This window comes from Chitinibacter fontanus (assembly GCF_013423785.1).
Classification (GTDB): domain Bacteria; phylum Pseudomonadota; class Gammaproteobacteria; order Burkholderiales; family Chitinibacteraceae; genus Chitinibacter; species Chitinibacter fontanus.
Window position 1 is genome coordinate 2,680,296 of record NZ_CP058952.1, and the last position, 23,230, is coordinate 2,703,525.

The window sequence follows — 23,230 nt, forward strand, 5'->3', positions numbered from 1 at the left end:
GCCGCAGTCAATTTTTAGTGGGCAGCCCATTCGATGGTCGAAATATCAATGCCCTCTTTGTACATATCCCACAACGGCGACAGTGCACGCAGCTTGTCGATCTTGCCTTTGATGAGTTCAATCGCGTAATCGATTTCCGCTTCAGTGGTAAAGCGGCCAATCGTGAAACGGATCGAGCTGTGCGCCAATTCGTCAGAGCGGCCCAAGGCGCGCAACACGTACGATGGCTCAAGCGACGCTGAGGTACATGCTGAACCTGATGACACCGCCAAGTCTTTGAGCGCCATAATTAGCGATTCGCCTTCAACGTAATTGAAGCTGACGTTCAGATTGTGCGGAACGCGTTTGTCCATATCGCCGTTCAAATGTACTTCTTCGATTTCTTTCAAGCCATTCCACAAACGATCACGCAGCGCGCCGATGCGTTTGTTTTCTTCGACCATATCTTCCCGTGCAATCTTGAACGCTTCGCCCAGACCGACGATTTGGTGCGTCGCCAAAGTACCTGAGCGGAAACCACGCTCATGACCACCGCCGTGCATTTGTGCTTCCAGACGGATACGCGGTTTGCGGCGCACGTACAAAGCGCCAATGCCTTTCGGGCCGTAGGTTTTGTGCGCTGAGAAGCTCATCAAGTCGACTTTCAGGTTCGCCAAATCAATGGCGATTTTGCCGGTCGCTTGTGCGCTATCAACGTGGAACACGATGCCACGTTCGCGGCAGATTTCGCCAATCGTTGCGATGTCTTGAATTACGCCGATTTCGTTATTTACTGACATTACAGAGATCAAAATCGTGTCTGGGCGAATTGCCGCTTTCAGTGCTTCCAGATCAAGTAGGCCGTTTTCTTGCACGTCCATGTACGTCGCTTCAAAACCTTCGCGTTCCAGTTCACGCACCGTGTCGAGCGTGGCTTTGTGCTCGGTTTTTACCGTGATGATGTGCTTGCCTTTAGTTTGGTAAAAGTGCGCCGCGCCTTTAAGTGCCAGGTTGATTGACTCAGTTGCACCTGAAGTGAAGACGATTTCTTTTGGATCACAGTTAACCAGCTTGGCCACTTCCTCACGCGCTTCTTCGACTGCCGCTTCCGACTCCCAGCCAAATGGGTGAGAACGGCTAGCAGGATTGCCGAACATTTCGGTCAGGTAAGGAATCATCTTGGCTGCAACGCGTGGATCAACTGGTGTCGTTGCTGAGTAGTCAAGATAGATTGGTTTTTGCTGAGTCATGAGACGTTGCTCCGGAAACGATAGGCAAATACAAAAATGGCTTGCCGATAAAATTAATGGGCGTTTAGTAATGAAGGACGCTGATCTTTCACAATGCTCAGCGTGTCGGCGCAGCGCTTGATTTTTTCCTGCTGCTTCTCGATCAGGCTGCCCAGCGTCACTTCAGATAAAAAGCCATGGATGGTGGCATTGAGGTCGGTCCATAGGTCGTGGGTCATACAGCGTGACTCATCACGACAGTTTTCGCGGCCGCCACATTGCGTTGCGTCGATGGGCTCATCCACTGCTTGGATAATTTCGGCTACGGTGATTTCACAGGCGGCACGCGCCAAGCAATAACCGCCTCCCGGGCCACGTACACTTTCTACGAGTTCGCGGCGACGCAGCTTACCAAACAGCTGTTCGAGGTAGGAGAGCGAAATATGCTGACGCTCGCTAATGCCCGCCAGCGTGACAGGGCCATTGGCTTGGCGTAGCGCCAAATCCAGCATCGCAGTCACGGCGAAGCGGCCTTTTGTGGTCAAGCGCATGGTGCATCCTTGTTGAAAAGCATAGGGCGAATCGTAAAATAACCTAGTGTTTTAGTCAAGTAAAAACCCGACTAGTTCAGTCAACTATTTGCGAGGGGCTTTTTGCTGCTTAATCGACAATTTTATTGAGGTAAGTCGGATCAAACTTATCGGCCGTTGCGCGCTCTTCGGCGCAATCAACGCCGAGGGCTTCCAGACGAGCGAGCACCATTTCGAGGCGTTTGTCGGTGGTGACTGAATGATCAAGCAGACCGTGAATGGCTTTGACCATCGGATCATTCATATCCGCCCCAACGCCATAGGCAGAAAAGCCCAGCTGCTCGGCTTTTTCTTCGCGTGCTTGTTCAATTTGCGCCGCCAAAACCCGTGCGGGGATGCCGATCGCTGTCGCGCCTTCGGGTACGTCTTTGACGACCACCGCGTTGGAGCCGACTTTTGCCCCGTCATGTAGCGTGATCGGGCCGAGAATCTTGGCGCCAGCGCCGATGATGACGCCTTTGCCCAGCGTTGGGTGGCGTTTGCCGTGGTTCCATGATGTACCGCCGAGCGTCACGCCATGATACAGCGTGCAATCATCGCCAATTTCAGCAGTTTCACCAATCACAATGCCCATGCCGTGATCGATAAAGACCCGGCGACCAATGGTTGCGCCTGGGTGAATTTCAATACCGGTGAGAAAGCGGGAGATGTGCGAGACCATGCGGGCTAGCAATTTGAAATCACGTAGCCATAGGCCGTGCGCCAGCATGTGCAGCGTTAAGGCATGAAAACCGGGGTAACAGGTTACAACTTCCAGTGTCGAGCGGGCGGCGGGATCGCGGTCAAAAACCACGCGGATATTTTCACGCAAACGGGCTAGCATGATCAAACTTCGTTCTGGCTGGAAAGACTGAGTATTTTACTCGGTTTCTGTTCCACCCGAAAGTCGTGTGCAGATTTGGTGTTAACTTGCTTGGGTATGTAGTTGTAGGCTTCTACTGGAAAAGGTTATGCGTTGATACATCGGGTGGGTAATGCAAAAGGCAGTACTGGGTACTGCCTTCCGATGACTAGTAGGTAGAAGATGTGATGCCGTTGCTTGCAATAACTTTACTTCGATCAAACGCAATTAGCTTTGTCCAAAGTAGCCGCCCCACGGTTGCAGCACAATTTGTTTTTTATTCACCGCGCCGCCCATTAGGCCGTGGCCATCCATTGCGGTGATTTTGTCCCAGTGTTTGGGCAGATCTATCGTTTGTGCTTGATCGCTCAAGTTAAAGGCAATTAAAACCTTGTCGCCATCAAAGCTGCGGGTAAACAGCAGTACGGGCTCTGCTGCGGGTAAAAACTCAATGTCACCTTTGATCAAGATTTCTTGTTTACGGCGCCAGGCCAGAAAGCGACGGGTGAAGTTCAGGATCGAGTCGCGCGGTTTTTCTTGCGTATCGGCGCTGGCTAAGACATGTTCGGCCGGTATGGGTAGCCACGGCGTCGCGCTGCTAAAGCCTGCGTGTGGCTTACCCGCTTCCCATGGCATTGGGGTGCGGCAGCCATCGCGGCCTTTGAACTCGGGCCAGAATGCTTTGCCGTACGGGTCTTGCAGTAATTCATATGGAATCTCGGCTTCGCTCAAACCTAGCTCATCGCCCTGATACATGCAGAATGAGCCGCGCAAGCTGCCTTGAAGCACCACCATTAGCTTGGCAAATTGTGGCCCGCCTTGGTTTTTCCCCCAGCGGGTGGCCACGCGTGGGACATCGTGGTTGCCGATCGACCAGCACATCCAGCCCGGTTTGGCGAGCTGGGCGAATTTGTCTTCCATGGTTTGCACTTGCTTGCGAATGTGCGCCGCGGTGAAGGTTTCGGTGAGCAAATCAAAGCTATAGGCTTGGTGAAATTTATCGCCGCCCTCGGTGTATTCGGCCATCCGGCTGGGTGAATCATCGTCCCCAATTTCACCGACGCTGGCTGCGTCATATTTATCTAATAATTTGCGTAGTTTTTTTAGAAATTTAATATTTTCGGGCTGCGATTTGTCATACAGATGCTGCTGCATGCCATACGGATTGGTGGCAGCCACGCTGCTGGTATCGGCGACCAAGGCTGCGGGATTGTTACGCAATTGCTGATCGTGAAAATGGAAAATGCACGCGTCAAAGCGGAAGCCATCCACGCCGCGTTTCAACCAGAATTCCACCTCGCCCAAGATGGCTTTTTGTACCGCTTTATTGTGGAAGTTCAGATCCGGCTGGCTAGTCAGGAAATTATGCAAATAATACTGGCAGCGGCGGCTGTCCCATTGCCATGCGCTGCCGCCAAATACCGATAGCCAATTATTCGGTGGTGTGCCATCGGGTTTGGGGTCGGCCCAGACGTACCAATCTGCTTTGGCATTGTCGCGCGAGCTGCGGCTTTCTTTAAACCACGCATGTTGGTCTGAAGTATGCGATAGCACTTGATCAATGATGATTTTTAGCTTGGCTTTGTGCGCGGCTTTGAGCAGTACATCAAAGTCGTCCAGCGTGCCAAATAAAGGGTCAACGTCGCGATAGTCGCTGACGTCATAGCCAAAATCAGCCATCGGTGACTTGAAGAAAGGGGAAATCCACACTGCGTCGATATTGAGCGCTGCAAGGTAGGGGATCTTGCTGATGATACCCGGCAAGTCGCCAACCCCATCACCATTACTATCTTGGAAACTACGGGGGTATACCTGATAGATCACCGCGCCGCGCCACCAGTTGGGGTTTTTCTTCGCCATCTTCAGGTTTCCTCACTGAATGTGTGTCAATTTACAAATTGCTTGGGGTTTTTCCGTACATAGCTTGCGTCAATGTAAGCCATGCGAATAAGATTCTTGTGCACTGCAAGCTAATTAGCTTTGACTATAAATAATAATTGCGCAAGAAAACAAATCCCACAACGAGGCTTGAATGATTCCTCTCGATTCCGCACAAATCGCCGCAGTCTGTGCAGGACAACACGCAGATCCATTTTCATTTTTAGGCATGCACCAGCATGAGGGCCAATTGCAAGTAAGGGCATGGTTGCCCGCTGCCAGTGAATGCAGCTTGCTGGAAGTGAAAACTGGCAAGGTGCTGGCGCAATTGGAGCGTATTGATGAGCGCGGTTTTTTTGCCGTGGTGGTGCCGCGCCGTAAAAACCATTTTGCTTATCGCCTGCGGGTGACTTGGCATGGTGAAACGGTCGATATCGAAGACCCTTACCGTTTCCCGCCAGTTCTTGGCGATATGGATTTGTGGCTACTTGGCGAAGGCAATCAGCTGCGACCGTACGAGCGCCTCGGTACCCATTTTCGCACCATTGATGGTGTAGAAGGCGTGGCGTTTGCGGTGTGGGCACCGAATGCGCGCCGTGTTTCGGTGGTGGGTGATTTCAATTACTGGGATGGCCGCCGCCATGTCATGCGTTTGCGCCGTGAATGTGGCGTTTGGGAAATTTTCCTGCCGAATGTACACGAAGGGCAGGGCTATAAATACGAAATTATTGATCAGCATGGTGCCTTGCAACTGAAGGCCGACCCGTATGGCTTTTCGGCTGAAATGCGGCCCGCCACCGCATCGCGCGTCGCGCGTTTGCCCGCTTGGGTTGAGGGCACGCAAACACGTAAAGACGCGAATGCACTCAATGCGCCAGTTTCGATTTATGAAGTACATCTGGCTTCTTGGCGCCGTCGCCCCGAAGAGGGGAATCGCTGGTTGAGCTACCGCGAGCTGGCGGTGGAGCTGATCGATTATGTGAAATACATGGGCTTTACCCATATCGAATTGCTGCCAGTGAATGAGCATCCATTTGATGGATCATGGGGGTATCAGCCGCTAGGCCTTTATGCGCCTACGTCCCGATTTGGTACCCCTGATGATTTTCGCCATTTGGTGCAAACTGCGCACGAGAATGGCATTGGTGTGATTCTCGATTGGGTGCCGGGGCACTTTCCAACGGATACGCATGGTTTGGCGCAATTTGATGGCTCTCACCTGTATGAGCACAGTGATCCGCGCGAAGGGTTCCATCAGGATTGGAACACGTTAATTTACAACTTCGGCCGTAATGAAGTGCGCAATTATCTGATCGGCAATGCGCTGTACTGGATCGAGCGCTACGGCATTGATGGCCTGCGTGTCGATGCGGTGGCTTCGATGTTGTATCGCGATTATTCACGCAAAGACGGTGAGTGGATTCCGAATCAGTTTGGTGGCCGTGAAAATCTCGAAGCCATCGATTTTATGCGCCGGATGAATGAGGTCGTCGGCGTTGAGCGGCCGGAAGCGATCACGCTGGCTGAGGAATCCACGGCTTTTCCATCGGTGTCGCGTCCGCCAGCAATGGGCGGGCTGGGTTTCCATTACAAATGGAATATGGGCTGGATGAACGACACGCTGCGCTATATGCAGCAAGACCCGGTGCATCGCAAATACCATCACCACCATATGACTTTTGGCTTGGTGTATGCATTTAGCGAGAATTTTGTACTGCCGATTTCGCACGATGAAGTGGTGCACGGCAAAGGCTCAATGTTGGCGAAAATGCCGGGCGATTGCTGGCAGCAATTTGCTAATTTGCGCGCTTATTACGCCTATATGTGGGCGCATCCGGGCAAAAAATTGTTGTTCATGGGCTGCGAATTTGCGCAGGGGCGTGAATGGAATCACGACACCAGCCTTGATTGGCATCTGGTCGATGATCCTGAAAATGGCTGGCACCGCGGCGTGCAGCATTTGGTGCGCGATTTGAACCGCGTGTATCGCGATTCGCCTGCGCTATATCAGATCGATTTTGATCATCGTGGTTTTGAATGGATTAGCCATGATGACGCCGATAATTCGATTTTCAGCTTTATCCGCAAGGGTGAAGCCGAAGATGAATTTATTATCGTCGTGAGTAATTTCACGCCGGTGCCGCGTCATGGCTATCGTTTGGGCGTACCGCGCGCTGGGGTTTACACCGAAGTATTGAATTCGGACTCGGAATACTACGGCGGCAGCAATACCGGCAATCTCAAATTGGCAAGCGAGGGTATTGCTGCCCATGCCAGAGCTGATTCGGTCTGCATGACGATACCCCCATTAGCTGCCGTGTATCTGCGCTGGAGCGCCGAGTGATGATTGCGGCGGGAACCCCCTATCCGTTGGGTGCAACCTTTGATGGTGATGGCGTTAACTTTGCATTGTTTAGTGAAAACGCCCGCCAGGTTGAGCTTTGTCTGTTTGATGCTAGCGGCCAGACCGAAACGGCGCGCTTGAGTTTGCCTGAATGTACGCATGGCGTGTGGCATGGCTATTTAGCCGATGTGCAGCCCGGGCAGGTGTATGGTTATCGGGTGTATGGCGATTACGCACCCGAGCGCGGGCAGCGCTTTAACCCGCATAAAGTCTTGCTTGATCCCTACGCCAAAGCTGTGCTGGGGCGCTATGTGAGTGATGATGCTCATTTGGGGTATGATCCGCTGAATGTTGGCCAGATTAGTCTGCAAGATAATACCCGTCTGGCACAAAAATCCATCGTGGTGTTAGAGCCATTTGATTGGGGTGCCGATGCCGCGCCGAAAACACCGTGGGCGCAGACGGTGATTTATGAAGCGCATGTGCGCGGCCTGACGCAATTGCACCCCGATATCCCCGAAGACATACGCGGCAGCTACGCCGCCGTGGTGCATCCGGTGATGCTGGCGCATTATCAAAAGCTTGGGATTTCTACGATTGAATTGCTCCCCGTGCATCTGCACGCCGACGAGCCGCGCTTGCAAAAATTGGGTTTAGAAAACTACTGGGGCTACAACACGCTGAGCTTTTTCGCTCCTGAGCCCACTTACTGGTCGGGGCGCGCTGGTACAACGCCGCTATCGGAATTTCGCGCCATGGTTAAAGCGCTGCATGCAGCCGGGATCGAAGTGATTCTGGATGTGGTGTTTAACCATACGGCCGAAACCGACGAGTTTGGCCCGACCTTATCGTGGCGCGGTATTGATAATGCCACTTACTATGTGCTCAATGCTCAGCAGCAATACGAGAACTGGACGGGTTGCGGCAATGTTTTCAATATCAGCCATCCGCGCGTATTGCAGCTGGTGATGGACAGCCTCCGCTACTGGGTGAATGAATGTCATGTTGATGGTTTTCGTTTTGATCTAGCGCCGATTTTGGGGCGACTAGATGGGCGCTATACCCACTTTGCACCGTTCTTTTCTGCTTTGGCGCAAGACCCGCTGCTATCCCAAGTCAAACTCATCGCCGAGCCATGGGATATCGGCACTGGCGGCTATCAGTTGGGGCATTTTCCTGCCGGCTGGGTGGAGTGGAATGACCAGTATCGCGATGTGATGCGCAAGTTTTGGTTGCATGATGGTGTGACACGTGCGCTGTTTGCGCGGCGCTTTGCGGCATCCAGCGATCGCTTTCAAGCGGGGCGTCGCCGCCCTGAGGCCAGTCTTAATTTCATCACCGCGCACGATGGTTTTAATCTGCGTGATCTGGTGTCGTACAACCACAAACACAATCACGCCAATAAAGAGCACAACCGCGATGGCCATGGGCATAACCTGAGCTGGAATTGCGGCTTGGAAGGCCCGTCGACCGACGAGGGTATTAACCTGCTGCGCCTGCGCGCTAGCAAAGCGTTATTGGCAACTTTATTGCTAAGCCAAGGCACGCCGATGTTGCTGGCGGGGGATGAATTGGCGCATAGCCAGCAAGGCAATAACAACGCCTACTGCCAGAATAACCCGATTACTTGGCTCGATTGGAGCCACGATCACGCTGAACTTTGCAACTACATTGCCGAGCTGATTGCGATCCGGCGTGAATGCCGCGCGCTCATGCAAAATGAGTGGTGGAGTAGCCAACCCGATGCAGCAGGCATCACTGATGTGATTTGGCTCAACCCATCCGCCAGCCCGATGCAGCCGCACGATTGGGAAGATCATGGTGGTCGCGCAATGATGGTGTGGTTATCCAAGCAGTTTTTAGTGCTGATGAATGCGTCGGCGCATCAGGTGCATTTTCATTTACCCGTGCTAGAGCAAGGCACATGGAATATGCGGCTCGCCAGCACGGGAGATACACAATCCGATTTTTCAGGCCGCGATTGTCGCGTTGCGGCACGCAGTATTACGATTTTAGAACTACAGCCATAACACAATTTGAGGTTAAGTAATGAGTATCACCACAGTTGCAACCCAGGCTTTTGCAGGTCAGCGCCCCGGCACATCGGGCTTGCGCAAGAAAGTCACCGTTTTTCAACAAGCTGGCTATTTAGAAAACTTTGTTCAGGCGATTTTTGATGTCGTGCCTGAGCTCAAAGGTGGCACGCTGGTGCTGGGGGGCGATGGCCGTTACCACAATCGCGCCGCAGTACAAACCATTTTGAAAATGGCCGCAGCCAACGGCGTAGCCAAAGTATTGGTTGGTCAAGGCGCATTGCTATCAACGCCAGCGGTGAGCTGCGTGATTCGCAAGCATGGCGCAGTGGGCGGTATTGTATTGTCGGCTTCACACAATCCGGGCGGTCCTGATGGTGACTTTGGTATTAAATATAACGTCACCAACGGCGGCCCTGCGCCAGAGAAAATCACCGAAGCGATTTACCAGCGTACGACGACGATTAGCGAATATCACACGTATAGCTCCGCAGATATTGATATTGAAGCGCTGGGTGAATATACGCTGGGTGGTATGCAGGTGGTGGTGATTGATCCAGTGAGCGATTACGCCGAATTGATGGAAAGCCTGTTTGATTTTGCTGCAATTCGCGCCTGGTTTGCGAGTGGCAAACGCATGCGTTTTGATGCAATGTGCGCCGCTTCTGGCCCGTACGCAACGCGCATTATCGAAGGTCTGCTCGGCGCGCCCAAAGGCACGGTGGTCAATGGTGTGCCGCTCGAAGATTTTGGTGGCCTGCATCCCGATCCAAACCCAGTGTATGCCGACGATCTGGTTGCGCACTTAACAGCTGCCGACGCACCCGATTTTGGCGCTGCCAGCGATGGCGATGCCGATCGCAATATGATTTTGGGCCGCAACTTCATCGTGACGCCGTCCGATAGCTTGGCGGTGATGGCGGCCAATGCCACTTTGGTCAAAGGATACGCGGGCGGTATCGCAGGTGTGGCGCGCTCAATGCCAACCTCGTGCGCCGTGGATGCGGTGGCAAAAAAACTCGGTCTGCCGTGCTTTGAGACGCCAACAGGCTGGAAGTTTTTTGGCAACTTGCTCGATGCGGGCAAAGTGACGCTCTGCGGTGAAGAAAGCTACGGCACCGGTTCTGGCCATGTACGTGAAAAAGACGGCGTTTGGGCGGTGCTGTTCTGGCTGAATTTATTGGCGGTCACTGGCAAGTCGGTCGAAGAAATCGTGACAGCCCATTGGAAAACTTACGGTCGTCATTTCTATTCTCGCCACGATTACGAAGCGCTCGATATTGAAGCGGCCAATGGTCTGATGACGCATTTGCGTAGCCAATTGGCGAGTTTAGCTGGCCAAGCTTTTGGCAGCTACACCGTGGCATTGGCCGATGATTTTGCCTATGACGATTCGGTGGATGGCTCACGCAGTGAGAAGCAAGGTATTCGCATTATCTTTACCGACGGTAGCCGCGTGGTGTACCGCCTTTCTGGCACAGGTACTGAGGGCGCGACTTTGCGCGTGTATTTGGAAAAATTTGAAGCTGATACCAGCCGCCATGGTGTGGCAACGCAAACGGCTTTAGCCGACTTGATCCAAATCGCAGGCGAAGTGGCGCAAATTGCGACGCGTAGCGGGCGTACCCAGCCGACTGTTGTGACCTAATTCTAACTATTTACAACAAGACTAATTAGCAGTGCGCAAAGCCGACCACGGCTAGAAAATCAGGAGAGGAATCATGGAAGTTCAATTAATCGATAAAGCCACCTTGGCCCGCCAATTACCTAACCGTGCAGTGGCTTTAGTACTGGCAGGTGGACGTGGCTCGCGTTTGAAAGCATTGACCGATCATCGAGCCAAGCCCGGCGTGTATTTTGGCGGTAAATTTCGGATTATCGATTTTGCGCTCTCTAATTGTATTAACTCGGGTATTCGCCGCATTGGCGTGATTACGCAGTACAAATCACATTCGCTGATGCGCCACTTGCAACGTGGCTGGTCGTTTTTGCGCAATGAAATGAACGAGTTTGTCGATGTGCTACCGGCACAGCAGCGTGTTGATGAAGAGCACTGGTATCGCGGAACGGCTGATGCGATTTACCAAAACTTGGATATTTTGCGTACTTACCGCTCTGATTACGTCGTGGTGCTGGCGGGTGATCATATCTACAAGATGGATTACTCGCGGATGCTGGTCGATCACGTATTGCTCGGCGCCGAAGTCACCGTGGCATGCATCGAAGTGCCACGCAAAGAGGCCAGTGCATTTGGTGTGATGGCAATTAGCGAAGATCGTAAGATTTCGGCTTTCGTTGAAAAACCTGCCGATCCCCCTGCAATGCCGGGTAAAGACGATGTGTCTTTGGCTTCGATGGGCATTTATATTTTCAACACGGCGTATCTTGAGCGCCTGCTGGAAGAAGACATCAAGCTTGAAGGTTCATCACACGATTTTGGTAAAGATTTGATTCCTAAAGCCGTGTCGGAAGGCAAAGCCTTTGCCCACCCATTTGGTTTGTCGTGCGTGCTCGAAGATCAAAACGCGCAACCTTATTGGCGTGATGTCGGTACGGTTGATGCGTACTGGGAAGCCAATCTTGATTTAGCCTCAGTCACGCCTGAGCTGGATGTTTATGATGAAGCTTGGCCGATCTGGACGCTGCAAGAGCAATTACCACCGGCTAAGTTTGTGCAAGACCGCAATGGCAGCCATGGCATGACGCTCAATTCTCTAGTGTCGGGTGGTTGTATTGTATCGGGCTCGCTGGTGATCAACTCGGTGCTATTTTCACAAGTGCGCGTGCATTCATTCTGCACGATTGATTCAGCCGTGATCTTGCCGCAGGTGACGATTGGCCGCGGCTCGCGCCTGCGTCGTTGTGTGATTGATCGTGGCTGCGAGATTCCGGAAAACCTGATTGTCGGTGAAAACGCCGAAGACGACGCCCGTCGCTTTTACCGCTCGGAAGGCGGCGTGACCTTGATTACTAAGGATATGTTAGCCAAGTTGAAATAATCGTCCGCTGCCATCAGCGGGTCATCTGGTGACTGAATAATCCACATCAGATCAACGTTGATGCGAGAAAAAGGAAGTGCCAATGCAGATTTTACATGTATGCGCCGAGATGTTTCCGCTGCTCAAAACCGGCGGGTTGGCGGATGTCAGCGGGGCTTTGCCACAGGCTTTGGGGCAACAAGGCGCAGATGTTCGAGTGCTATTGCCTGGTTTTCCGGCGATTTTTGCTGGTTTGCAAATCAGTGGTGAGGTGGCCACGTTCAATAGCTTTGCTGGACAGATCAAAGTGTTGTTTGGGCAAACGGCGCAAGGGGTGGGCGTGTATGTGATTGATGCGCCGCATCTGTATGCGCGAGGCGGTAATCCGTATCAGGATGGCAATAACCATCCTTATGCTGATAACCATGTGCGTTTTGCGGTGTTAGGCTGGGTGGCGGCGCGCTTGGCCGAAGGGGCTGATCCATTCTGGCGCCCCAGCGTCGTGCATGCGCACGATTGGCACGCAGGCTTAGCGCCAGCCTATATTGCCGCGGCAGGGCATCCTGCCCGCACGGTGTTTACGATTCACAATCTGGCGTATCAGGGCGTGTTTTCGCCTTCTGACTTTGCTGCGCTCGATTTGCCAGCCCATTTCTTTAGCGTGAATGGCGTTGAATTTCATGGGCACTTGTCGTTTATGAAGGCCGGCATTTATTTTGCTGATCGCGTGACGACGGTATCGCCTAGCTATGCGCATGAAATCACCGTCCATGAGCAAGGTTGCGGTTTGGATGGCTTGTTGCGTGATCGCGGTGAGGCACTGTCGGGCGTACTGAATGGAGTGGATGAGGCGATTTGGGATCCAGCTACCGATGCGCTGATCGCAGCTAATTACACCGCAGATAAACCCGCTGGCAAAGCCAAGTGCAAAGCCGCGCTGCAGCAGAGCTTGGGCTTGCAAGAGAGCGCAGATGCGCCGCTGTTTGTGGTGGTGAGCCGGCTGACCGAGCAAAAAGGCCTGCATTTGGTGCTAGAGCGCTTGGCAGAAATTACCTCGCGTGGCGGGCAATTTGTATTGCTGGGCAGTGGCGATGCGCAAATGGAAGCCGCTTTCCGGGTGGCGGCGGCTGAAAATCCAGCGCAAATCGCCGTCAAAATTGGCTATGACGAAGTGTTTTCGCATCAGATTATGGCCGCAGCCGATGTGATTATGGTGCCGAGCCGATTTGAGCCTTGTGGTCTCACCCAGCTTTATGGCTTGAAATATGGGGCTCTGCCGTTGGTGCGGCGAGTTGGCGGGCTGGCCGATACGGTTATCGATTGTAGTTTGGAAAATTTGCAAGAGGGTATTGCGACTGGAGCTATATTTGATGGATTCTCCGGTGAAGAACTCACCCGGGGTATCCGTCGGATGTTTGCGCTATGGGCGCGACCGAAAGAATGGAAAGCGGTACGTAAAACCGCGATGAATTGCGACTTTGGCTGGCAAGCTGCAGCGCAGCAGTATATGCAGTTATATCGCGCATTGGGCGCTTAGCGGCAACGGTTTCGAAGCACGATCATGGCTCAAACTCTGCGCGAAAATCCGCATGTACTGTGAATATATGCTGGTTTGCTGCGCACAGTTTGACTTGTATTCGTGTTTCTCGGTTGTTTCTGAGCTGCCGTGTTGGATTATCAAAGCTTAGATCTAGAACAATAGGCGATTGCTGTGCGTAATCGCTTCAACAAGATTTAAAACCCTGGAGTGCATTCGATGAGTATGCCGTTTCAATACGATGTAACCGATCACCACGATGTACAGGCGATTAAAAAAGCCATCGCCAATAAACTGATGTATACGATTGGTAAAGATCCGATCGCCGCGCAGCCAAAAGACTGGCTGGATGCGACATTTCTAACCGTGCGTGATCAGATGGTCGAGCGCTGGATGCAAACCACCCGCGCGCAATACTCGCAAGATGTGAAGCGCGTGTACTACCTCTCGATGGAGTTTCTGATTGGCCGCGCTTTATCCAATGCCTTGCTGGCGCTGGATATGGAAAGCACAGTACGCGCTGCACTGGATGAAATGGGTATTGATTACGATGATCTGGTGCATATGGAGCCTGATGCCGCACTGGGTAATGGTGGCTTGGGTCGCTTGGCCGCATGTTTCCTCGACTCGATGGCAACGTTGGGTATTCCGGGGATGGGGTATGGGATTCGCTATCAATTTGGCATGTTCAAGCAACGCATTATCGAAGGTCGTCAGGTTGAAGTGCCGGATACTTGGTTGGGCTCGGTCAATATTCTCGATTTTCCGCGTGATGAAGTATGCTACCGCGTGCGCTTTGGTGGCCGTTTAGAGCTCGATGGCAAGAAGACCCGCTGGATCGATACGCAAAATGATGTCTTGGCCGTGGCGCATGATGTGATTATCCCTGGCTTTGATACCACGGCGACTAATACGTTACGCTTGTGGACGGCACGCTCGACGCGGGAAATTAATCTTTCCAAATTTAACGAAGGCGATTATTTCTCGGCGGTGGCCGAGAAAAATATCTCGGAAAACGTTTCACGCGTTTTGTATCCGGACGACTCGACCTACAGCGGGAAAGAGCTGCGCTTGCGCCAAGAATATTTCTTTGTTGCCGCCAGCGTGCAAGACATCATCCACCGCTATCGCATGACCCACGATAATCTGGATCATCTGGCCGATAAAGTGGCGATTCATTTGAACGACACGCATCCGGTACTGGCGATCCCTGAACTAATGCGCGTGTTGCTCGACGAAGCGGGCTACGAATGGGATGAGGCTTGGGCGATTACCAGCAAGGTGTTTAGCTACACCAACCACACGCTGATGTCTGAGGCGCTGGAAACCTGGCCGGTCGATATGCTGGGGCATTTGCTACCACGCCATTTGAAGATCATTTTCGATATCAATGATATGTTCCTCAAAGAAGTGGCGGCCAAATTTCCGGGTAATACTGATTTATTACGCTCGGTATCACTAATTGAAGAGCACGGTGATCGTAAAGTACGGATGGCGTACTTGGCGGTGGTGGCGAGCCATACAATTAATGGCGTGTCGGCGTTGCATTCTGATTTGATGGTCGAGTCGATTTTTGCCGATTTAGCCAAAATCTTCCCTGAGCGTTTTACTAATGTCACCAACGGCGTGACTCCACGCCGATGGTTGGCGCTGGCTAACCCACAATTGTCGAATCTGATTGATCGTGAAATCGGCCAGACTTGGCGTGTGCGTTTGAATGAATTGGCCGAGCTAAAATCACACATTGATTTTCCCAAATTCGTGCAAGATTTCCGCGAAGCCAAACACGCAAATAAAGAGCGTTTAGCCAAGTATGTTGCACGTAATTTAGGTGGCGTCATCAACCCAGACTCGCTGTTTGACGTGCAGGTGAAACGCATTCACGAATACAAACGCCAGCTGCTGAATGTGTTGCATGTGATTACGCGCTACAACCGCATTTTGCGTGACCCCGATGCCAAAATTCAGCCGCGTGTGGTGGTGTTTGCCGGTAAAGCGGCTTCGGCCTACAAAATGGCCAAGCTGGTGATTCAGCTGATTAATGATGTGGGCATCAAAATCAATAATGATTCACGCGTGGGTGACAAGCTCAAAGTGGTGTTTATCCCCAACTACAGCGTGAGCTTGGCCGAGATCATTATTCCGGCGGCGGATTTATCCGAGCAAATTTCTACCGCAGGGACTGAGGCTTCAGGTACCGGCAATATGAAATTTGGCCTCAATGGCGCGTTGACGATTGGTACGCTTGATGGTGCGAATGTCGAAATGCTGGACGCAGTGGGCGCGGATAATATTTTCATCTTTGGCAACACCACTGAGGAAGTGAATGCGCTACGCCGCAATGGCTACAATCCGCGTGCAATTTACGAGGGCAATAGCGAATTGCGTGAAGTGCTTAATCAATTGGCCAATGGTTTCTTTAGCCCGCAAGATCCAGAGCGCTACCGCGTGATTTTTGATGTGCTGGTCAATTGGGGCGACCATTATCAGCTCTTGGCCGACTATGAATCGTACATTGCTACCCAAGACAAGGTCGATGCTTTGTACGCCAAGCCGGATGAATGGGCGAAAAAGGCAATTTTGAATGTGGCAGGGATGGGGCATTTTTCGTCTGACCGCACGATTGCCGAGTACGCCGAAAAAATTTGGCACACGACCCCGGTCAAACTTTAATTTTACTTTTTGCAGTAAACTCACGGCAGCCTACATGGGCTGCCGTTTTTATTGGTTTAATCAGTCCAAATTTGAGAAGAATAATGAACAAAACTCAGCCCCAGCAGGATAGTCATTTATTTGAAGAGCCCATCAGCAGTGCCCGCGTTTTTGATGGCAATTTACTGCATGTGAATCGTGACACCATCCGTTTGCCCGATGGCTCTGAGGCGACGCGCGAGTATATTTTGCACCCTGGTGCGGTAATGATTATTCCGCAATTGCCCGATGGCCGTCTGCTCATGGAGCGTCAATATCGCTATCCATTACATCGGGTGTTTATCGAGTTTCCGGCTGGTAAATTGGAAATCGGCGAAGATCCACTCGAATGCGCTAAGCGCGAATTGCTGGAAGAAACCGGCTACTCCGCTGCAAGTTGGGAATATCTCGGCGTATTGCACCCGATCATCAGTTATACAGACGAAGAGATTAAGCTGTTTCTGGCGCGGGATTTAACAGCGGGTGTTGCCCAGCTCGATGCGGGTGAGTTTGTAGAATGCATTAGCATGAGCATGGACGAGTTGGTGGAAGGGGTGATCGATGGCTCGATTACCGATGCAAAAACCGTGAGCGGGATTTTCTGGGCACAACAAAAAGGCTTGAAGTAATCTTTATGGGTATATGAATGAAAAGCATTTAGCAAGAGCTCTACAGTCATATACCCGTCATAGATTATTCGTAATCATCCTCTCCCTCGCACAGTAATGCGTCTTGCACTACAGCTCGGGTTAGGTGAGGTGCAAACAAGGCAATAAAGTCATACGCATAACCCCGTAGGTAGGCATCTTTGCGCATCCCGATATGAGTGGTAGAGGGCTCGAATAAGTGGCCAGCATCAATAGCGGTTAATGCGGTATCGCGTTCCGGTTCGTAGGCCATACCAGCCAGAATACCAATGCCGAGGCCAAGTTCAACGTAGGTTTTAATGACGTCGGAGTCGATGGCGGTGAGGACTACATTGGGCGTTAGATTGTGCTCTTCAAATGCGCGGTTGATTTTCGAGCGGCCAGTAAACGCAAAATCGTAGGTAATGAGTGGCCAAGCAGCAATGTCTTGAATCGTGAGAGGGCGATTTAAGGTTGTGAGTGGGTGCGATTTGGGCACAATAATGCAGCGATTCCAGTCATAGCAGTTCAGCATCGCTAGCTCTGGATAGTGATCAATCCCTTCGGTGGCAATTGCCAAGTCTGCACTGCCATCGACAACCATTTCAGAAATCTGGGTTGGGCTACCTTGTTTGATTGACAAGCGTACTTTCGGGTAACGCTGTAAAAAGGCTTGAATCACCTTAGGCAAGGCATACCGCGCTTGCGTGTGGGTGGTGGCGATAGTCAGGCTACCATTTTCTACTTGAATAAATTCTTCACCGATTCGCTTCAAATTTTGCGATTGCATTAGAATACGCTCAGAAATTCGAAGAATTTCACGCCCGGGAGCGGTGATATCAACTACACGTTTGCCGTTCCGGATAAAAATCTGCACCCCTAGCTCGTCCTCCAGCAGGCGGATTTGCTTGGAAATGCCCGGTTGTGATGTATGCAGCTTTTCAGCCGCTTCGGAGACATTCAACCCTTGTTTGGCGACTTCGACCAGATAACGCAGTTGCTGCAGTTTCATCACACCCTCCCATCAAAAGAACTAATGCTTCTATTATGATAACAGAATAGTATAAAGCGTTCTATTTTCAGCAGTTATCATGCATGCAAATGTAAAAATTAAAAGGGTAGAGCATGGAAGTTGCATGGTATGGCTTTGTGGTGGCAGGGCTAGTCGTCGGTTTTATTGTTGGAATGACAGGGGTGGGTGGTGGTTCCCTGATGACCCCGATTTTGTTGTTTTTCGGTATCAATCCAGCTACCGCCGTGGGCACTGATTTACTCTATGCCGCAATTACGAAAGCTGGTGGCGTCTATGTACATCAAAAAAATAAAAATATCGACTGGAAAATTACAGGCTGGTTAGCGCTGGGTAGTGTTCCAGCTGCGGCGCTCACTCTTTTGGTTTTGCATAATCTGCACACGGATACCAAAGCGCTCAACAGCATTATCAAACAAGGTCTAGGCGTTGCGCTGCTGTTTACAGCGGTGGCCATCGTGTTTAAACAGCAATTGATTGCAGTTGCGCAAAAACACGCTGGCGATGCATTTCATGCAGCGGGCCCACGCCTGAATCTAATGACTGTGTGCGTAGGTATTTTGCTTGGGGCGATTGTTACGTTAACCTCAATTGGTGCTGGTGCATTGGGCACCGTGGCATTGTTTATCCTCTATCCATTGTTGCAGACGAAACGCCTCGTGGGCACCGAGATCGCACACGCTGTACCACTGACCTTAGTGGCAGGCTTGGGGCATGCAGGGATGGGCAATATGGATTGGAGCTTGCTAGGCTATTTGCTAGCAGGTTCATTACCTGGAATTTATCTAGGCAGCCATCTTTCGGGACGAGTTTCTGATACGGTGCTTAGACCTTGCCTGGCTGCTATGTTAGTCTTTATTGGCTGGAAACTGGTGTTCTAACTGAGATAGGTTAAATGATGGATTTTGAACATAAATTAAGCGAAACAATCGCTTTATTACACCGCATTGCGGCAGAGTACTCACCTGCGGTATTTGCCAATTCTTTCGGTGCTGAAGACATGGTGATTACGCATCTTTTGGCCAAAGAAAAAGTGGGTATTGATATTTTTAGTCTGGATACCGGGCGTCTACCGGTTGAAACCTACACGCTGATGCAGGAAGTAGCGCAAGCCTACCCAAGCCATCCGATTCAGGTGTTTTTCCCGAATACTGCCGCAGTTGAGCAATACGTCAACCAGCATGGTATCAATGCATTTTACGAATCGGTTGAATTGCGTAAGTCATGCTGTCATGTGCGCAAAATTGAACCATTACAACGTGCTCTAAAAGATAAAAAAGCTTGGGTGACAGGTTTGCGTCGCGAGCAATCACCTACGCGCACAGATCTAGGTTATCAAGAGTTTGATGCTGGTAATGGGCTGGAAAAATTCAATCCGTTGATTGAATGGACTGAAAAAGAAGTTTGGGCTTATATCCGCGCTGAAAATATTCCATATAACAAATTGCATGATCAACACGTGCCATCCATTGGCTGTGCGCCCTGTACGCGCCCGATCGCAATGGGTGAAGATGTGCGTGCCGGTCGCTGGTGGTGGGAAAACCCAGAAAACAAAGAGTGCGGCCTGCATGTAAAGAAAATTTAAAGTGGTTTCGCAAATTTGGTAAAAAGCAAAACGCCCAAAGATTTGGGCGTTTTTTTATACTTGCCCAATTGACACGTTATCTTGGCATCTCTAAATTGGTATGATGCTGTGAAATGTAACATTTTGCATCTTGCAGATGAACGCCGCATTTTTGCTTGCTTTGGTCCGATGTGCGATTCAACGCTTGGATCAACTGGTCTGATTTTTCTAACATAAGCTTGCTGATATCTAGCTGGGTTACATGCAAACCTTAAGCTAAAAGGGAGTAATAAATGAGTCAAATCGAATTTTTGATTGGGGTTGATGGTGGCGGTACAGGTACTCGCGTGACAATTGCGGGTATGGATGGCGTTGAGAAAGTGCGTGCTGAGTCTGGTCCATCTGCTTTAGGCCAAGGCATCGATAAAGCTTGGGCCAATATCACAGCAGCGATTATCGAAGCCTTTAAAAAAATTGGTATTGAGCAGCCCGACTTTGCGCGTTGTGCGGTTGGTTTTGGTCTTTCAGGGGTCACAGTCAAAGCTTGGGCCCAAGAGTTTGAAAGTAAAAACCCAGGCTTTGCGCGTATCGTGGTTGAGACTGATGGCTATTCCACCCTTCTCGGTGCTCATAACGGCGCGCATGGTGCAATTATCGCGATTGGTACTGGCTCGATTGGTGAGGCGTGGCTACCTACCGGTGAACGCTTGGAGGTTGGCGGCTGGGGATTCCCTACCTCAGACGAAGGTTCTGGTGCATATTTGGGTTTAAAAGCAATTAATCATGTGCAACGCATTATGGATGGCCGTCGGCCATTAACTGATTTTGGTCGCAAATTACTAACGGTGACTGGTGATACACGTGAGCAAGTTTTTGCTTGGATGGGGAAAATGAAGCAGACAGAATGCGCTTCACTTTCTCCAATCGTGATGGAGTTTGGTCAAACGGATGCCGTTGCTCGTAGTTTTCTGATTGATGCAGGGCAGGAAATTGTTAATATCGCCGCCGCTTTGCGCGCGACCGCACCTGATTTGCCGATTGCAATCTGTGGTGGTGGCCTGTCAGAGGCTTTGCGCCCGTATATACCCGCCGACTTTTTGGCTACAACTTCACGAGCCCAAAAAGATTCATGTGCCGGTGCATTGATCTTGATTGCGCGCGAATATTTGTGATCTAGGCAGGGGGAAGGGAAATGCAGAATCAAAATAAGCTATTGGTGTTAAAACCGGATAACGACAGTGCAACGCCTTTGTATTTGCAATTCGGTCACAAACTGGCTGCTGCGATTCATGCAGGTTTCTGGAAAGCAGATGACCCCCTTCCTTCCGAGCGTACCTTTTGCGATGTGCTAGGAATATCGCGTGTCACCGCGCGAAAAGCGCTCGATCTGCTGTTTGAGCAAGGTCTCATTTTGCGCCGCCAAGGCTCTGGCACCTACATCACACCAAAACTCGAGCAGCCACTAACTCGCTTAACTAATCTATCTGAGATGCTCAAGCAACGTGGATTTAGGCCCGCGTCAAAATGGTTAAAGCGCGAGATTTGTCTGGCTGGTTCTGAAGAATTGTTGCGCCTGAATTTAAGTCCAAATAGTCGTGTTGCCCATCTTGAACGTTTGCGCCTAGCTAACGATGTGGTGATGGCGGTCGAGATTACGTCTTTGCCTTATCACTATGTCCCTGATCCTGAAAAAATAGGCGAGTCGCTCTACGATTTCATGCGTGATGCGAACCTGACTGTTGTACGAGCAATACAGAATATTGGGGCGGTTAATGCCTCCGCTGAATTGGCTCAACTAACCGGCGTTGAAGTTGGCGCTGCTATGCTGCATCTAACGCGCGTGGGTTATTTGGAAGATGGTAGTGCGATAGAGCTAACACATTCCTGGTTTCGCAGTGATTACTACGATTTTGTGGTGGAGTTGTATCGTTAATTGTTGTGAAGCGGCACACCAAAAAGCGTGATCGGCATGGCCGACACGCTTTTTTTTTCAAAATGTTGCGTTGATGATACAAAAACACACAAATGCAAATGTAATATTTGTGCCGATTTTTCGTATGTAGATGCTGTGATTGCAGTTGCTGTCAGTAAAAATGTCAGGGTTTTTTTGTACTTTTTGTGGGTGAGGCGATTCAATTAAGGCATTTTTCCTACGAAATTTTTTCTCTTTGATAGGCTATTGCGCTGATTCTTCTAAGAAAAAACAAAGTTTGGGCTCTGCCAAATGTAGTTGAGTTTCGCTATTCGGGTTTTTGCCTACATATGGCCAAGCTTCGCCTTGCTAGTAAACATCAAGTGGTATCTATGCCGCGGAGATTTGGTCTTATCGATGGATGGATTTGCATCGTTTCTTGTGTTCACCCTCACATTAATTTGCGGTAATCTTGCCACTGTAGTTTTACGAGTCAGGGTACATCCGGCACCAAATTCCATACTTTGTGTGGCTTCTCGTTTAGGGAGTTGGATAGAGTGCAGTGCGTCAGCTGGCGCAAACAAGTCATACAGTTAGAACGTGCTTTCTGCATTTGTATGAGATCTAACAAAGATATTGACTCGAAAATTTATTGTGCTTTAAAGTAGTTTTGCAGTTGTAAACATCCTGTATTTTTTTGCGACCCAGTGTTGCTCATGTCCATGTTAGGAGTTGTTATGAACTTTAAGCGTTCCGTTCTCGTTGGTGCTGCAGTATTCGCTGCATCAATCATGTCTGCTCAAGCTGCAACTAAAGTTGAGTTCTGGTCTCATTCATTGGCTCCAACTTACGATGCATACCACAAGCAAGTTGTTGACAAGTTCAACGCTGAACACAAAGACATCGAAGTTGTTCAGAAAGATTTGGGCTGGGGCGCAATGAAGCCAGCTATCGTTGCTGCAGTTGCTGAAGGTAACGTACCAGGCTTGGCATTGGTTCCAACTAACTGGATGGTTGAAATGGCTCCTAAGCTGTTGACTCCAGTTGACAGCATCATCAATAAAGCTCAGTTCACTGGCGCTGCTTTGGCAAATGCGACTACTGACGGCAAAATCTACGGCTTCCCTTCTTACCAAGTTACTGCCGTAATGGTTTACAACAAAGACATGCTGGCTAAAGCTGGCGTGAAACCAGAATTCAAAACTCTGGACGACGTATTCGCTGCTGCGAAAAAAATCCAAGCTGCAACTGGTAAACCAGGTTGGGCGCCAAAACTGCAAGACGGTTTCACTGGTTGGTTCATGTTTGAAGGTCTGCCAGTTATTCAAAACGGCAAAGCTGTTTACAACAGCCCAGCTCACGTAGCTTTGGTTCAAAAATTTGCTGATGCTTACAAAGCAGGTACTATCGTTAAAGATACTAACCTGACATTTGACGAACAAATCGCTATGTTCGCAAACGGCGGCGTTGCTATGTTCGCTGAAGGCGGCCACGCAGTTAAGAAAATTAAAGACGCGAACCCAGCTGCTTACAAAGCTGCTGACGTAACGACTTTCCCATTGGGTGACAACGGCAAGTTGGCATTCGGCGGCTGGACTACTATGTACGTAGTTCCAAAAGGCCAGAAAGACATGAAATCAGTAGGTGTGGTTGGTAACTTCATCACTGGTGAGTGGGCTCAAGAGCAATTCGCTAAAGCTTCTTACACATTTGCTTCTACTAAAAATGCAAATGCAGCTGCAGCTAAAGACCCAGCTCTGAATGACATGACTGATCCAGGCAAAAAAGCATTCAAAATGGGTGGTTTGGTTATCGACAAAACTCGTCACTTGTTCCTGAAAGATTTGCCAGGTAACGTTGATGAAGGCGCATTGTCTAAAGCAATGGACGCTAAAATCGAAGCTGCTTTGCAAGGCCGTATTTCTGTGAAACAAGCTTTGGATGAAGCAGTAGCTGATTCTAACAAACGTCTGTCTGCTAAATAATATTAGCTAGTTA

16 protein-coding genes and 1 pseudogene are annotated in these 23,230 nt (G+C 50.5%); 12 read left to right on the plus strand and 5 right to left on the minus strand.

Annotated features, from left to right (window positions below; all coding sequences use genetic code 11):
* Positions 1-14: 14 nt before the first annotated feature.
* From HZU75_RS12835 to HZU75_RS12850, 4 genes are all read right to left on the minus strand, one after another.
* A complete protein-coding gene (locus HZU75_RS12835; protein ID WP_180306419.1) occupies positions 15-1,229 on the minus strand; it encodes an IscS subfamily cysteine desulfurase in 1,215 nt (404 codons plus the stop codon).
* 53 nt (positions 1,230-1,282) lie between these two features.
* On the minus strand, positions 1,283-1,759 hold the full coding sequence (gene iscR, locus HZU75_RS12840) for a Fe-S cluster assembly transcriptional regulator IscR (protein WP_180306420.1): 477 nt from the start codon (positions 1,757-1,759) through the stop codon (positions 1,283-1,285).
* Between the two features lie 109 nt (positions 1,760-1,868).
* Positions 1,869-2,621, minus strand: a complete 753-nt coding sequence (cysE, locus tag HZU75_RS12845; RefSeq protein ID WP_180306421.1) for a serine O-acetyltransferase — start codon at positions 2,619-2,621, stop codon at positions 1,869-1,871.
* A gap of 246 nt (positions 2,622-2,867) precedes the next feature.
* Complete coding sequence (locus HZU75_RS12850) at positions 2,868-4,499, minus strand: alpha-glucosidase family protein (RefSeq protein WP_180306422.1); 1,632 nt, start codon at positions 4,497-4,499, stop codon at positions 2,868-2,870.
* Between the two features lie 181 nt (positions 4,500-4,680).
* On the opposite strand from HZU75_RS12850, the pseudogene glgB reads away from it, so the two are divergent.
* The 7 genes and pseudogenes from glgB to HZU75_RS12885 form a co-directional block, all read left to right on the plus strand.
* Positions 4,681-6,861: pseudogene (glgB, locus tag HZU75_RS12855) on the plus strand (1,4-alpha-glucan branching protein GlgB); the annotation flags it as partial.
* Positions 6,861-8,891, plus strand: coding sequence for a glycogen debranching protein GlgX (gene glgX / locus HZU75_RS12860; RefSeq protein ID WP_180306424.1), 2,031 nt, complete (start codon positions 6,861-6,863; stop codon positions 8,889-8,891). The pseudogene glgB and the gene glgX, both read left to right, overlap by 1 nt.
* Before the next feature lie 19 nt (positions 8,892-8,910).
* Positions 8,911-10,542 carry an alpha-D-glucose phosphate-specific phosphoglucomutase gene (locus tag HZU75_RS12865; protein WP_180306425.1) on the plus strand — a complete coding sequence of 544 codons (1,632 nt, stop codon included), beginning with the start codon at positions 8,911-8,913 and terminating at the stop codon, positions 10,540-10,542.
* A gap of 73 nt (positions 10,543-10,615) precedes the next feature.
* Positions 10,616-11,893 carry a glucose-1-phosphate adenylyltransferase gene (gene glgC / locus HZU75_RS12870; protein WP_180306426.1) on the plus strand — a complete coding sequence of 426 codons (1,278 nt, stop codon included), beginning with the start codon at positions 10,616-10,618 and terminating at the stop codon, positions 11,891-11,893.
* Positions 11,894-11,975: 82 nt separating this feature from the next.
* The gene (gene glgA, locus HZU75_RS12875; RefSeq protein WP_180306427.1) at positions 11,976-13,409 is read left to right on the plus strand and encodes a glycogen synthase GlgA; all 1,434 of its coding nucleotides are present in this window, start codon (positions 11,976-11,978) and stop codon (positions 13,407-13,409) included.
* 219 nt (positions 13,410-13,628) lie between these two features.
* The gene (gene glgP, locus HZU75_RS12880) at positions 13,629-16,082 is read left to right on the plus strand and encodes a glycogen/starch/alpha-glucan family phosphorylase (protein ID WP_180306428.1); all 2,454 of its coding nucleotides are present in this window, start codon (positions 13,629-13,631) and stop codon (positions 16,080-16,082) included.
* Positions 16,083-16,165: 83 nt separating this feature from the next.
* Entirely contained in the window at positions 16,166-16,729 is a 564-nt protein-coding gene (locus tag HZU75_RS12885; protein ID WP_180306429.1) for an NUDIX domain-containing protein, read from the plus strand.
* A 64-nt stretch (positions 16,730-16,793) separates the two neighbouring features.
* Here HZU75_RS12885 and cysB read toward each other — a convergent pair whose 3' ends face one another.
* Positions 16,794-17,738 carry an HTH-type transcriptional regulator CysB gene (gene cysB / locus HZU75_RS12890; RefSeq protein ID WP_180306430.1) on the minus strand — a complete coding sequence of 315 codons (945 nt, stop codon included), beginning with the start codon at positions 17,736-17,738 and terminating at the stop codon, positions 16,794-16,796.
* A 113-nt stretch (positions 17,739-17,851) separates the two neighbouring features.
* Here cysB and HZU75_RS12895 point away from each other — a divergent pair, with 113 nt between their 5' ends.
* The 5 genes from HZU75_RS12895 (at position 17,852) to HZU75_RS12915 (ending at position 23,217) form a co-directional block, all read left to right on the plus strand.
* Positions 17,852-18,637 (plus strand): sulfite exporter TauE/SafE family protein, encoded by a 786-nt coding sequence (locus HZU75_RS12895; RefSeq protein WP_180306431.1) that lies wholly within the window; start codon positions 17,852-17,854, stop codon positions 18,635-18,637.
* Between the two features lie 17 nt (positions 18,638-18,654).
* Positions 18,655-19,341 carry a phosphoadenylyl-sulfate reductase gene (locus tag HZU75_RS12900; protein WP_180308830.1) on the plus strand — a complete coding sequence of 229 codons (687 nt, stop codon included), beginning with the start codon at positions 18,655-18,657 and terminating at the stop codon, positions 19,339-19,341.
* A 272-nt stretch (positions 19,342-19,613) separates the two neighbouring features.
* Positions 19,614-20,492: a glucosamine kinase nucleotide-binding domain-containing protein gene (locus HZU75_RS12905; protein WP_180306432.1), complete on the plus strand. Its 879-nt coding sequence runs from the start codon at positions 19,614-19,616 to the stop codon at positions 20,490-20,492.
* A gap of 20 nt (positions 20,493-20,512) precedes the next feature.
* Positions 20,513-21,253, plus strand: a complete 741-nt coding sequence (locus HZU75_RS12910) for a GntR family transcriptional regulator (RefSeq protein WP_180306433.1) — start codon at positions 20,513-20,515, stop codon at positions 21,251-21,253.
* A 716-nt stretch (positions 21,254-21,969) separates the two neighbouring features.
* Complete coding sequence (locus tag HZU75_RS12915; protein WP_180306434.1) at positions 21,970-23,217, plus strand: ABC transporter substrate-binding protein; 1,248 nt, start codon at positions 21,970-21,972, stop codon at positions 23,215-23,217.
* Positions 23,218-23,230: the final 13 nt, after the last annotated feature.